This window comes from Streptomyces sp. NPDC042638, from assembly GCF_040647235.1.
Lineage (GTDB): Bacteria > Actinomycetota > Actinomycetes > Streptomycetales > Streptomycetaceae > Streptomyces > Streptomyces rameus.
Genome location: NZ_JBEZBT010000064.1, coordinates 1 through 14,122 on the forward strand (window position 1 = coordinate 1; position 14,122 = coordinate 14,122).

A 14,122-nucleotide genomic window follows, 5' to 3' on the forward strand; every position below is an offset into this window, starting at 1 on the left:
CTTCCGCATCGACGTCGCCGCCGGCCTGTACAAGCACCCCGACCTGCCCGACTCACTCCGGCCGGGCGGCGGTCACCGCCGTGGCGGTGAGCCGGACGGTCGCGCCGGCCTGGTCGAGCAGGGTGCGGCGGCGCTCCTCGGGAGCGCGGGTGTCGACGGGGACGTAGGCGCCGCCGGCCATGAGGACCGCGAGCTGGGCGACGACGAGTTCGGCGGAGCGGTCCAGGAGCAGTGCCACCCGGTCCTCGGGCGCCAGCCCGTCCGCCGCCAGCCGTGCGGCCAGCGAGGCGGACCACGCGTACAGTTGACGGTAGGTCAGCTCGCGGTCGCCGTCCCGGACCGCGGTCGCGTCCGGGGTGCGGCGGGCCTGCTCGGCGAACAGGTCGACGGGGCTGCGCGGGGCGGCCCGGCGGGCGGTGGTGTTCCAGGCGGCGACCAGGTCGCGGTCGGCCGCGGTGAACAGGTCCAGGTCGGCGAGGTCGGTGTCGAAGCCGTCGGCGAGGGCGGTGAGCACGGCGGCCAGCCGGTCGGCGGCGCGTTCGGCGGTGGCGGGGTCGAACAGGGCGGGGTCGTAGGCGAGGTCGAAGCCGAGCCGGTCGGCCAGGTGGGCGCGCAGGCACCAGGGGAACGTGGTGGCGTCGTCGGCGCGCACCTCCTCGACCCGGACGCCGGTGCGGGCCGTGGCCGACTCGTCCACCGGGTAGTTCTCGAACACCACCATGCTGTCGAACAGCGCTTCCCCGCTCGGGACTTCGCTGACGGCCTGGATGTGGGGCAGGGCGAGGAAGTCGAAGCGGCGGGCGTCGCTCTGCCGATCCTGGAGCCCGCGCAGCCAGGGCAGCACCGGCCCGGCGGGGACGCGGACGCGGGTCGGCACGGTGTTGATGAACATGCCGATCATGCTCTCGACGCCGGGCAGTTCGGCCGGCCGGCCGGAGACGGTGGTGCCGAACACCACGTCGTCCCGGCCGCTGGAACGGGCCAGCAGCAGCGCCCAGGCGCCTTCCAGGACGGTGTTGACGGTGAGACCGGCGCGGGCCGCGGCCTCCCGCAGCCGCCGCGAGACCTCCGCGTCCAGCTCGCGCGGGACGGCGGCGGCGGACCGGGCGCGATGGGCCTCGGCCGGTGTGCGGTCGTAGGGCAGCGGGGTGCGGGAGGTGAACCCGGCGAGGGTGTCGGCCCAGTGCCGCCGCGCCGCCGTCTCGTCCTGCTCGCGCAGCCAGTGCAGGAAGTCCGCGAAGGGCCGCCGCACCGGGGGTGCCGGGTCCGGTCCGCCGGTGAGCGCCGCATAGCGTTCGCACACCTCGGTGAGCAGCTGTCCGGTGCTCCAGCCGTCGAGGACGATGTGGTGGGTCGACCAGACCAGCAGCACCTCGTCGCCGGGCAGGGCGGCCAGGGTGAGCCGGGTGAGCGGCGCGGTGGTGAGGTCCATGCCGGCCGCGCGGTCCTCGGCGAGCAGCCGCTCGGTGGCCTCCGCGCGCCGCTCCGGTGTCAGGGCGCGCCAGTCGAGGTGGGTGACGGGCAGTTCGGCGCGGTGGTGGACCACCTGGACCGGGTGGGGCAGGCCGTGCCAGTGGACGCTGGTGCGCAGCGCCGGGGTGCGGTCGGCGACCTGCTGCCAGGCGGCGGCGAAGGCACCCGGGTCGGTCACGCCGGCCAGCCGTACGGCCGTGCGGTCGAAGTAGGCGTGCTCGGTGTCCACGAGGCCGTGGAAGAGCATGCCGGACTGGAGCGGGGTGAGCGGCAGCACGTCCTCGACGTGCCGGCCGGTGCCGACGAGCCGGTCGAGCCGGTCCTGGCCGAGACCGGCGAGGGGGAAGTCGGAGGGGGTACGGCCGCCCGCGTCGGGGCGGGCGCAGTGCGCGACGATGTCCCGCAGGGCCGCGAGGGTCTCCTCGGCGAGCCGGCGGACGGTGGTCTCGTCGTAGACCTCCGCCGGGTAGGTCCAGCCGAGTTCGAGGCGGCCCCCCTGGACCACACCGGTGATGTCCAGGAGGTAGGGGCGGGGTTCGTCCGGGTCGGTGTCCCGGCCGGCCGGGGGAAGCGAGCCGCGGAAGAGGCCGTCGGCGCCGCCGGTGTCCCACTGGCCGTGGTAGTTGAAGCCGACCAGGGGTGCCGGGGTGCCGGCGAGCGGGCTGCCGGGCACGAGGTGGCGCAGGGCGCCGTGGCTCAGGCCGTGCAGGGGTACCGCGCGCAGCTGCTCCTTGACCGAGCGGAGGGTGTCGTGCCAGCCGGCGTCCGGGTCGGCGGTGAGCGCGAGCGGGAACTCGGCGGTGAACCAGCCCACGGTCCGTGACAGGTCCACGTCCTCGAAGAGGTCCTCCCGGCCGTGGCCCTCCATGCCGAGCAGGACCGTGTCCCGCCCGCACCAGCGGGCCAGGGTGCGGCCGAGGGCGCTGAGCAGGACGTCGTTGACCTGGGTGCGGTAGGTCTCGGGGACCTTGCGCAGCAGGGCGTCGGTCGTCTGCGCGTCCAGGGTGGCCGTGAGGGTGGCGGCGGTGCCGTGGGTGTTCGGGCCGGGCCGTCCGGCGGGCAGCTCGGCGGGGGCCGTGCCGGTGCGGGTCCAGTACGCCAGGTCGGCGTCCAGGGCCCCGGAGCGGGTGTGCCGGTCGAGCCGGGTGGCCCAGTGGCCGTAGGAGGTGCCCGCGGCGGGCAGGTCGACCGGGTCGCCGGCCGCCGCCGCCCGGTGAGCGGTCTCCAGGTCCGCCAGCAGGATGCGCCAGGAGACACCGTCGATCACCAAGTGGTGTGCCGTGATGACGAGCTGCCCCGGGCGCGACGGGCCGCGGTCGAGGTACAGGACGCGCAGGACCCGTCCCGTGGTGGGATCGAGGGCGGCCTGGGCCTGGTCCGTGAGGCGCTGGACCTCGCTCTCCAGGGCCGTGCCGTCCGGGCCGGCCACGTCGTGGCGGGTGAAGACGCCCTGCGGTGCGCCGGGCAGGACCTCCTGCCGCCAGCCGTCGGGGGTGTGGCGGAACCGCGTGCACAGGGCCGCGTGCCGGCGCACGAGGGCGTCGGTGGCGGCCTGGAGCGCGTGCCCGTCCGCGTCCGGGGCGAGTTCGAGGCGCTGTGTCATGGTGAAGCGGAGCCGCTGCGCGGGGTCGCGTCCGTCGAGGTACCAGTGCTGGATCGGCGTGAGCGGCGCCTCGCCGGGCGTGGTGTCGCCGGTCGCGTCGGTCCGCGGCGCCGACTCCTGGGTGCGCAGCGCGAGTTCGGCGACCGTCTGGTGACGGAAGACGTCCTTGGTGGTGAGGGCGAGTCCGGCCTGCCGGGCGCGGGCGACGATCTGGATGCTCAGGATGGAGTCGCCGCCGAGCGCGAAGAAGTTGTCGCGCGCGCCGACGCGTTCGACGCCGAGCACCTCCGCCCAGATCCCGGCCAGGCGCTCCTCCGTGCCCGGCCGGGGGGCGACGTACGGGGTGGTGCTGTCGGGCTGGGCCGGCGGGGCGGGCAGGGCGCGCCGGTCGGTCTTGCCGCTGGTGGTGCGGGGGATGCGGGCGAGCGGGACGAACGCGGCGGGCACCATGTGGTCGGGCAGCGTGCGGCGCAGCGCCAGGCGCAGGACGTCGGCGGACGGGACGCGGCCGGCGGCGGGCACCACGTAGCCGACGAGCATGCGGCGTCCGGCGTGTTCGCGTGCGGTGACGGCGGCGTCGGCGACGTCCGGGTGGTCCAGCAGGGCGGCCTCCACCTCGCCGGGCTCGATGCGGAACCCCCGGATCTTGACCTGCTCGTCCACCCGGCCGAGGAACTCCAGCCGCCCGTCCCGGTCCCAGCGGGCCCGGTCCCCGGTGCGGTACATCCGCTCCCCGGGCGCGCCGAACGGATCGGCGAGGAAGCGGGCGGCGGTGAGGCCGGGGCGGTTCAGATAGCCGCGGGCCACCTGTGCCCCGGCCAGGTACAGCTCGCCGGGCACGCCGGGCGGTACCGGCCGGAGGGCGCCGTCGAGCACGTACGTACGCAGGTTGCCGCCGGGGCGGCCGATGACCGGTCGGTCGGGCCGGTCGGCGCAGCGGCCGTAGACGGCGTCGACGGTGCACTCGGTGGGCCCGTACATGTTGTACACCGCCACGCCCAGTTCCCGTTCGGCGCGCACGAGTTCGCGCCAGCCGGCCGGGGTGACGGCCTCGCCGCCGACGAGCAGGAGGCCGGGGTGGTGGCGGCCCGAGGCGAGCAGGCCGGCGGAGGTCAGTTCGCGCAGGAAGGACGGGGTGACGTTGACCAGGTCGAGGCGGTCCGCGGCGATCTGGGCGCAGAACGCCTGCGGGTCCAGACGTACGTCCTCGTCGATCAGGTGGACCTCGTGGCCGAGGGCGAGGAGGAGCGGTCCTTCCCAGGAGGTGTCGAAGGAGAAGGAGGCGCTGAGCGCGGCCCGCAGCCGCCGTCCGCCGGCGGTGTGCGGGGCGAGCAGGCCGGTCCGGTGGTCGTGGCAGAGGTTGACCAGCTGCCGGTGTTCGACGGCGACGCCCTTGGGGCGGCCGGTGGAGCCGGAGGTGTAGACGATGTAGGCGGTGTGCCCTGGCAGCAGGGGCCGGACGCGGTCGGCGTCGGTCGGGTCATGGGCGGGCAGCCGGTCCCAGGGCACCGCGCCGAGGCCGGTCAGCAGGGTGTGCGGGCGGGCGTCCCTCATCAGGAAGTCCGCCCGGTCCTGCGGGAGTTCGGGGTCCAGGCAGAGGAGGGCCGCCCCCGCCTTGAGGACCGCGAGCAGCGCGACGACCAGCTCGGAGGTGCGGGGGAGCCGTACGGCGACCACGTCGTCGGGGCCTGCGCCCTGGGCGATGAGGTGGTGGGCGAGCCGGTTGGCCCGCTGGTTCAGCGCCGCGAAGTCCAGGGTGGTGTCGCGGGCCGCCAGGGCGGTGTGGTGCGGGGTGCGGGCGGCCTGGGCCTCGAACAGGGCGGGGAAGGTGGTGTCCGGCTGGGGCAGCCGGGCTCCCTGGCTCCACCGGAGGACCTGCCGCCGCTCGCCGTCGGTCATCAGGGGCAGACCCCCCACGGCCTGCCCGGGGTCCTCGGCGGCGGCCTCCAGCAGGACACGCAGCCGGGCGGCGAGGCGTTCGGCGGTGTCGGCGTCGAAGAGGCCGGTGTTGTACTCGAGGTAGCCGGTGAGACCGTCGTCACCGGTCACGAAGTCGAAGGCCAGGTCGAAGGTGGCGTTGCGGACCGGCGGGGTCACCGGTTCCACCGCCAGTCCGGGCAGCCGGGGCGGCTCGGCGCCGAGGTTGTGCAGGGCGACCATGACCTGGAACAGCGGGGTGCGGCTGGTGTCCCGCTCGGGCTGGAGGGCGTCCACCACGCGCTCGAAGGGCACCTCCTGGTGGGCGAACGCCTCCAGGACGGTGGTGCGCACCTCGGCCAGCAGTTCCCGGAAGGACAGGCCGGGGCGGACCCGGGCGCGCAGCACCAGCGTGTTCACGAACATGCCGACCACGTCGTGCAGTTCGGACCGTTCACGGCCGGCGGTGACCGTACCGACGGTGACGTCCTCCTGGCCCGCCCAGCGGGCGAGCAGGACCTGGCAGGCGGCCACGAGGGTCATGTAGAGGGTGGCGTCGGCCTCCCGGCCCCGCTCGCGCAGCCGCTCGGTCAGCGTGGTGGGCAGGGTGAAGGTCACCAGGGCGCCGTCGCGGGTGCGTACGGCGGGACGCGGCCGGTCGGTGGGCAGCTCCAGCGGGCTCACGCCCTCCAGGGCCCGGCGCCAGTGCACGAGTTCGGCCTCGGTCCGGTCGGCGCGGGCGCGCTGCCAGGTGGCGTAGTCGGTGTAGCGGACGGGCAGGCCGGGCAGGTCGGGGCGGCGGTCCTCCAGGGCCGCCGCGTACAGCTCGCCGAGGTCCCGGGCGAGTACGCCGACGGACCAGCCGTCGGTGACGATGTGGTGCACGGCCAGGACGAGGACGTGTTCGTCGGCGCCGAGCCGGGCCAGGCGGGCGCGCAGCAGGGGTCCGGTGGCCAGGTCGAAGGGGGTGGCGGCCACACGGTCCAGGAGCGCGTCCAGGGCCGCGGGGTCCGCGAGGTCCTCCACCGGGAGGTCGACGGGGCGTGGCGGGTGGACGATCTGCCGGGCCTGGCCGTCGTGTTCGGCGAAGGTGGTGCGCAGGGCCTCGTGCCGGGCGACCAGGCCGTCCAGGGCGGTGCCCAGGGCGGCGGTGTCGAGCGGGCCGCGCATCCGCAGCACGGACAGGGTGGTGTACTCGGTGCTGCCGGGCTCGAACCGGTCGAGGAACCACAGGCGTTGCTGGGCGTACGACAGGGGGGCCGGGGCGTCCGGGGCGGCGGCCGGAATGACGCCGGCGGCGCTGCCCGCCCCGGGTCCGCCCAGTGCGGTCGCGAGGTCGGACAGCCTGGAGTGGGTGAACAGCAGCCGGGGAGAGACGTCCGTGCCGAAGGCGGCGCGCAGCCGGGAGGTGACGCGGACGGCCAGGATGGAGTCGCCGCCGAGGGCGAAGAAGTCGTCGTCGGCGCCGACCTCGCCGGTGTCCAGGACATCGGTCCACGCGGCGGCGACCAGCCGTTCGGCGGTGGTGCGCGGCGGGGTCCGCGTGCCGTCGGCGGCGAAGCCGTCGGGGCCGGGCGCGGGCAGGGCGCGCCGGTCGAGCTTGCCGTTGACGGTGAGCGGCAACGCGGCCATCGGCACATAGGCGGCCGGCACCATGTGCGCGGGCAGCAACCCCTCCAGGTGGGCGCGGAGTTCGGCGGCGGGCGGGGCCGCGGTGGTGCGGTCACCGGAGCCGGTGCCGACGACGTGGGCGACCAGCCGGCGCGTCCCGGCGGTGTCCTCGTACACGCCGACGGTGGCCGCGCCGACGCCCGGGTGGCTGTGCAGGGCGGCCTCGATCTCGCCGGGCTCGATGCGGTAGCCGCGGATCTTCACCTGCTGGTCGGCGCGGCCCAGGTACTGAAGGGTGCCGTCGGCCCGCCAGCGGGCCCGGTCCCCGGTGCGGTACATGCGGGTGCCGGGCCGCCCGAAGGGGTCGGCGAGGAAGCGGGCCGCGGTCAGGCCGGGCCGGTTCAGATAGCCGCGTGCCAGGCCCTCCCCGGCGACGAACAGTTCGCCGACGGCGCCGGGCGGGACCGGGCGGAGGGTGTCGTCGAGGACGTAGAGCCGCAGGTCGGGGATGCCGGTGCCGATGGGGCTGGCGGTGCCGGGGCGGGCCGTCGCGTGGTCCAGCTCGGCATAGGTGACGTGCACGGTGGTCTCGGTGATGCCGTACATGTTCACCAGGCGGGGCGCGGTGTCCGGGTGCCGGGCGTACCAGTCGGCGAGCCGGGTCACGTCCAGCGCCTCGCCACCGAAGATCACCGTGCGCAGCGCCAGCCGGGCGCCGACGCCGGGGAGTTCGGCGTCGGCCCGGCTGAGGGGGTAGAAGGCGGAGGGCGTCTGGTTGAGGACGGTGACCTGTTCGTCGGCGAGCAGGCGCAGGAAGTCCTCCGGGGAGCGGGCGGTGTCCTCGGGGACGACGACGAGCCGGCCGCCGTGCAGCAGCGGGCCCCACAGCTCCCACACCGAGAAGTCGAAGGCGTAGGAGTGGAACAGCGTCCACACGTCGTCGGGACCGAAGCCGAACCAGTGCCGGGTGCGGGTGAACAGCCGGACCACGTTGGCGTGCGGGACGACGACGCCCTTGGGCCGGCCGGTGGAGCCGGAGGTGTAGATGGCGTAGGCGGGGCTCTCGGGCAGCGCGCGGGGAGCCGGGCCGGCGGCCGGGCGCCGGTCCAGGTCGGCCCGTACGCCCGGATCGTCCAGCAGCAGGAGCGGCACCGTGGTCCCGGCCCGGGTCCCGGCCGTGGTCACCAGTGCCACCGGCGCGGCGTCGGCGAGCAGGTGGCGGAGGCGTTCGGCGGGCAGGGCGGGGTCGACGGGCAGGTAGGCGGCACCGGTCCTGAGGACGGCGAGGACGGCCACGACGAGGTCGGTGGAGCGGGGCAGCGCGAGGGCCACGAACGTCTCCGGTCCGGCGCCGAGTTCGGCGAGCCGGTGGGCGAGCTGTGCGGAGCGCGCGTCCAGGGTGGCGTAGTCGAGCCGCTCGTCGCCGCAGGTGACGGCCTCGGCATCGGGGGTGCGGGCGGCCTGGGCGGCGAAGAGACGGTCCAGGGTGTCGGCGGGCCGGCCCTCCTCGGTGCCGTTCCAGTCGTTGAGCATCCGCCGCCGCTCCTCGGCGGTCGTCCAGGCGAGGGCGTGCACGGGCCGGTACGGGTCGTCGGCCAGTTCGCGGAGCAGCAGGCACAGCCGGTCGGCGAGGCCGCGCACCGTGGTGGCGTCGAACAGCTCGGGATCGTAGGCCAGGTCGAAGCCGAACCGCTCACCCTGGTAGGCCCGCAGCACGAGGGCGTAGTTGGTGGCGTCGCGGGCGGAGACGTCCGCCAGGCGTATGCCGGAGCCCGCCGAACGGGCCTCGTCGAAGGGGTAGTTCTCGAAGGCCACCATGCTGTCGAACAGCGGGCTGCCGGGGGGCACGTCGCTCAGCGAGGTCAGCTCGGCGAGGGACACCGCCGCGAACCGCCGTGCCTCGGCCTGCGCTTCCTGCAGTTCCGCGAGCCAGGCGACGGCGGTCCGGCCGCCGTCCACGCGGACGCGGGTGGGCAGGGTGTTGATGAACATGCCCACCATCGACTCGACGCCGGGCAGGTCGTCGGGGCGCCCGGAGACGGTGGTCCCGAACAGCACGTCCCGCTCGGCGCTGTAGCGGGACAGCAGCAGCGCCCAGGCGCCCTGCACCACGGTGCCGAGGGTGAGCCCGGCCGCGCGGGCGGTACGGGCCAGCCGCGCGGAGACCTCGTCGGACAGCCCGGCCGTGTGCACGCCCGCCGAGCGGGTCTCGTGCCCCGGCCGCCGGACGCGGTCGGCGGGCAGCGGGGTGGGGGTGGCGAACCCGGCGAGGGTGTCCCGCCAGTGCGCGTGTGCGGCCTCCCCGTCCTGGCCGGCCAGCCAGCGCACGTAGTCGCCGAACGGCCGGCGCGCCGGGGGCCGGGGCGTGGCCCCCGTGGTGAGCGCCGTGTACTCCTCGAACACCTCGGTGAGCACCTGGGCCAGGCTCCAGCCGTCCAGGATCAGGTGGTGGGAGGTCCACAGCAGCTGCAGCCGGGCCTCGGGCAGCCGGACGAGGGTGAGCCGCATCAGGGGGGCCGTGCCGAGGTCCAGGCCGCGTGCGAGGTCGTCCGCGCGCAGCCGGTCCAGCCGCGCGGCCCGCTCCCCCGCGTCGAGTTCCCGCCAGTCCAACTGGTCGACCGGGACCCGTACGTGCCGGTGGACGACCTGGAGCGGCACCGGTACGCCCTCCCACACCACCGAGGTGCGCAGGGCGGGGGTGCGGTCGGTCACCCGCTGCCAGGCCAGGGCGAGGGCCTCGGGGTCGCTCACCCCCTCCAGGAGCAGGGCGGCCTGGTCCACGTACACGTCGTCCGGTCCGCCGACCAGCCGGTGGAAGAGCATGCCCTCCTGGAGCGGGGTCAGCGGCAGCAGGTCCAGCACGTCCCGGCCGTCACCGGCCAGGCGGTCCACGCCGGCCTGGTCCAGGCCCGCCAGCGGGAAGTCGGAGGGGGTACGGCCGCCCGCGCCGGGCCGGGCGCAGTGTCCGGCGATGGCGGCGAGGGCCCGCACCATGCCGTCGGCGAGCTCCCGGACGGTGCCGGGCCGGTGCACCTGGTCGCTGTAGTGCCAGGTGATCTCCAGCTCGCCGTCGGCGACCAGGGCGGACACGTCCAGGAGGTGGTCCAGGGGCGCGCCGGGGTCCATGTCCCGGCCGGGGACGTCGGCGACGGGCGCGAAGTCCCCTCCGGCGGGCGCCTCCCACTGGCCGTGGTAGGTGAAGCACACCTGGGGAAGCGGCAGTTCCCCAAGGGCGCGGGCTTCCGGCCGGGGGGAGCCGAGGTGGCCCAGCGCCTGGTAGCTCAGGCCGCGACGGGGCACGGCCCGCAGCCGTTCCTTGACGGCCTTGAGTGTGCCGGCCCAGTCGTCCGGGTCCGCCGGGGTCAGGGTGACCGGGTACTGGGTGGTGAACCAGCCGACCGTGCGGGACAGGTCGGCGCCGTCGGTCAGGTCCTCCTCCCGCCCGTGGCCCTCCAGGGCGACGGTCACCCGGTCCGCGCCCGTCCAGTCGGCCAGCACCCGGCCCAGCGCGCTCAGCAGCACGTCGTTGACCTGGGTGCGGTACACGCCCGGCACCCGGCGCAGCAGCGCCTCGGTGGTGGCGCGGTCCACCCGGGTGCGGACGGTGCGCACGGACCCGGCGAGCGGGGTGCCGGGGAGGTCGACGGGGAGCGGGGTGCGCGGCGGTGCGGTCTCCCGGGTCCAGTACGGCAGGTCGTCGTCCAGGCCGCCGGCTCTGACCCGTTCGGCCAGTGCGCGCGCCCAGTCGGCGAACGGGGTGTGCTCGGGCTCCGGCCGCACGTCCTCGCCCGCCGCGGCCTGCCGGTAGGCCCGTTCCAGGGCCGTGAGCAGCACACGCCAGGAGACGCTGTCCACGGCCAGGTGGTGGGCGGTCAGGAACAGTCGCGGGCGCTCCGGGCCGGTCAGCAGGGCCGCGCGCAGCAGGGTGCCGGTGGCCGGGTCCAGGGCCGCGCGGGCGGCTTCGGCGGCCTCGGCGGGTGGGGTCCCGGGGCCGTGGCGGGTGAGCAGTCCGGTGGCGGGGCCGGTGCCGGGGTGCTGCCGCATCCCTTCCGCCGTGCGGGTGAAACGCGTCCGCAGCGCGGGGTGGTGGGCCACGACGGCTTCCAACGCCCGTTCCAGCGCCGGTTCGTCGAGGTCGTGCGGCAGGTCGAGGAGCATCGACATGCTGAAGTGCCGCAGCGGGCCGTGCGTGGCGAAGAACCACTCCTGGACCGGGGTGAGCGGGGCGGGGCCGTCCTCGTGCGGGAGCCGGGGCGCGGGCACGGCGGCCGTGCGCCGGGACGCGGCGGCGGCCAGGTCGGCGACGGTCTGGTGCCGGAAGACGTCCTGGGAGTTGATGCCGAGGCCCGCGGCGCGGGCCCGGGAGACGGCCTGGATGCTCAGGATCGAGTCGCCGCCCAGCTCGAAGAAGTTGTCCGTGACGCCCACCCGGGCCACTGCGAGCACCTCGGCCCAGATGCCGGCGAGGGTCTCCTCCTCGGGGGTGCGCGGAGCGACGAACTCCCGCTGCGGGCCGCCGCCTTCGAGGTCGGGGGCGGGCAGGGCGCGGCGGTCCAGCTTGCCGCTGGTGGTCAGCGGCAGCGCGCCCAGCGGAGTGAAGGAGGACGGCACCAGGGGGTCGGGCAGGACGCGGCGCAGGGCCGCGCGCAGGCCGGCGGGGTCGGGCCGGGGCGCGCCGGGGGCGGGGACGACGTAGGCGGCGAGGCGGGTGTGGCCGTGCGCGTCGGGCACGGCCACGACCGCGGCGGCGGTGAGGCCGGGCAGCGCGAGCAGGGCGGCCTCGATCTCGCCGGGCTCGATACGGTGGCCGCGCACCTTGACCTGGTCGTCGGCGCGCCCGAGATAGTCCAGGCGGCCGTCGGCGGTCCACCGGGCGAGGTCGCCGGTGCGGTACATGCGGGTGCCGGGCGGCCCGTAGGGGTCGGGGAGGAAGCGGGCCGCGGTCAGGCCGGGCCTGCCGGTGTAGCCGCGGGCCAGCTGGGCGCCCGCGAGGTACAGCTCGCCGCCGACCCCGGGCGGCACCGGCTGGAGCCGGCCGTCCAGCACGTAGGCGCGCACCCCGGGCAGGGGGCGGCCCACCAGCGGGCGGTCGCCGCCCTCGATACGGCAGGACAGCGCGTCGACCGTGCACTCGGTGGGTCCGTAGAAGTTGTGGGCGGCCACGTCCGGGTGGGCGGCCAGCTCGTGCCAGAGCGCGGACCCGACGGCCTCGCCGCCGAGCATGAGGACCCGCGGGCGGTGCCGGGGGTCGGTGAGCAGCCCGGCGGGCAGCAGCTGCCGCAGGTAGGAGGGGGTGACGTCGAGGAAGTCGACCTGGTGCGCGACGACGTACTCGACCAGGGCGGCCGGGTCCATCCGGGTCACCTCGTCGACCAGGTGCAGCGGATGGCCGTCGGCCATCAGCAGGACGCCTTCGAGGGAGGTGTCGAAGGAGAAGGACGCGGTGAGCGCGACCCTGAGCGGGCCGCCGCCCGCCTCGGCGACGAAGCCGGCCCGGTGGGCGGCCAGCAGGTGGGCCGCCGAGCGGTGGCTCACGGCGACGCCCTTGGGGCGGCCGGTGGAGCCGGAGGTGTAGATGACGTACGCGGTGTGCTCGGGGTCCAGCGGGGCGCGCCGGTCGGCGTCGGCGGGGTCGGTGTCCGGGCCGGCCGCGGGTACGGCGCGCAGGGCGGTCTCGTCCAGGACCAGGGCCGGGCGGGCGTCGTCCAGCAGGAACCGGATCCGCTCCTCGGGCAGGGCGGGGTCCAGCGGCAGGTAGCCGGCGCCGGACTTCCAGACGGCGAGGATCGCGACGATCATGTCGGCGGTGCGCGGCAGCCGCAGCGCGACCAGCTGTTCGGGACCGGCGCCGCGGGCGATGAGGTGGTGGGCGAGCCGGTTGGCGCGGGCGTTGAGGGTGGCGTAGTCCAGCCGTTCGCCGCCCGCGACGAGGGCGAGGGCCTCGGGGGTCCGGGCCGCGCGGCGCTCGAAGATCTCGGGGTAGGCGGTGTCGTCCACGGGGTGGGGCACGGTGGTGTTCCACTCGTGGACGACGCGCCGCACCTCCTCCTCGGACAGCAGGGGCAGGCTGCCCAGCGGGCGGTCCGGGGCGTCGGCGGCACCCTGGAGCAGGCGCAGCAGCTGTCCGGCCAGCCGCTCGGCCGTGGCCGCGTCGAACAGGTCGGTGCGGTACTCCAGCAGACCGGTCAGGCCCGTGCCGTCCGGTACGAACTCGACGCTCAGGTCGAAGGTGGCCGCCTGCCGGGGCACGGCGACCGGCGTGGCGGCGAGCCCGTGCGGGGCCGACGCGGCGGGCGGGTCGGGGTGCAGCAGGACCATCACGTCGAACAGCGGGTTACGGCCCGCCTCGCGTGCGGCACCCACCGCCTCGACGACCCGCTCGAACGGCGTGTCGCCGTGCGCGAAGGCGTCGTTGACCGTGCCGGCCGCTTCCGCCAGCAGGTCGCGGAAGGTCGCGGACGCGTCCACCCGGGTACGGAGCGCGACGGTGTTCACGAAGAAGCCGACGGTCCGTTCCAGGTCGGTGCGGGACCGGCCGGGGGTGAGGGAGCCGACGGTGATGTCGTCCTGGCCGGACCAGCGGGCCAGCAGGGCCTGGGTGGCGGCGACGAGGGCGGTGTGCAGGGTGCTGTGCTGTTCGCCCGCCAGGTCGCGCAGGCGCGTGGTGAGCCGGGCGGGGACGGTGAAGGTGTGGACGGCGCCCTCGCCGGCCTCCTCGCCGCGCCGCGGCCGGTCCAGGGGCAGCTCGGGTGCCACCGACCCGGCCAGTCGCTCCTTCCAGTGCGCGAGTTGGCGTTCGAGGCGGGGCCCGGAGAGCTGTGCGCGCTGCCACACCGCGAAGTCCGGGTACTGCGTGGTGACCGGGGGCAGCTCCGGTGCGGCGCCGTGCGCGAGGGCGTCGTAGGCGGTGCACAGCTCGTCCAGGACCACGCCCATCGACCAGCCGTCCGTGACGATGTGATGGGCCGTCAGCAGCAGGACGTGCGAGGTCGCCGACTCACGCAGCAGCAGGGCCCGCAGCAGCGGCCCGTTCCGCAGGTCGAAGGGGCGGGAGTACTCGGCGAGCAGGTCCGCGTCGAGGTCGTCGGTGTCCCGCAGCGGCAGCGGCACCTCGAGCGCCGGGCGCACGCGCTGCACCGGTCGGCCGTCGGTCTCCTCGAAGGTGGTGCGCAGGGCCTCGTGCCGGGCCACGACGGCGGCGAGGGCCGCGTGCAGCGCGTCGCGGTCGGGCGCGCCGGTGAGGCGGACCGCGACCGCGCTGTTGTAGCGGGCGTCGCCGGGCCGCAGCCGGTCCAGGAACCACAGGCGCTGCTGCGCGAAGGACAGCGGCAGCGGGCGGTCCCGGTCGGCGCGCGGGATGCCCTGCCGGGCGGCCGGGGCTGCGCCGCCGGCCCGCCCGGCGAGCCGGCGCCGCAGCGCCTCCCGCATCTCCTCGGGCAGGGCCTCGGCCCGGTCCCGCCTGGAGGGCCGTCCGGAGCCGGAGGGGTTGGAAGGCGTCGAAGGCGTCGAAGACGTCAT

Annotated in this window: 1 protein-coding gene; it reads right to left on the minus strand. The window is 76.1% G+C overall.

Annotated elements, in window-relative coordinates; genetic code table 11:
• Positions 1-52 precede the first annotated feature (52 nt).
• On the minus strand, positions 53-14,122 hold the full coding sequence (locus AB0B40_RS33310; protein WP_362267235.1) for an amino acid adenylation domain-containing protein: 14,070 nt from the start codon (positions 14,120-14,122) through the stop codon (positions 53-55).

Excerpts from the sequence above, each read along its gene's own strand:
- AB0B40_RS33310 (WP_362267235.1), bottom strand. The coding sequence starts at position 14,122 with ATGACGTCTTCGACGCCTTCGACGCCTTCCAACCCCTCCGGCTCCGGA.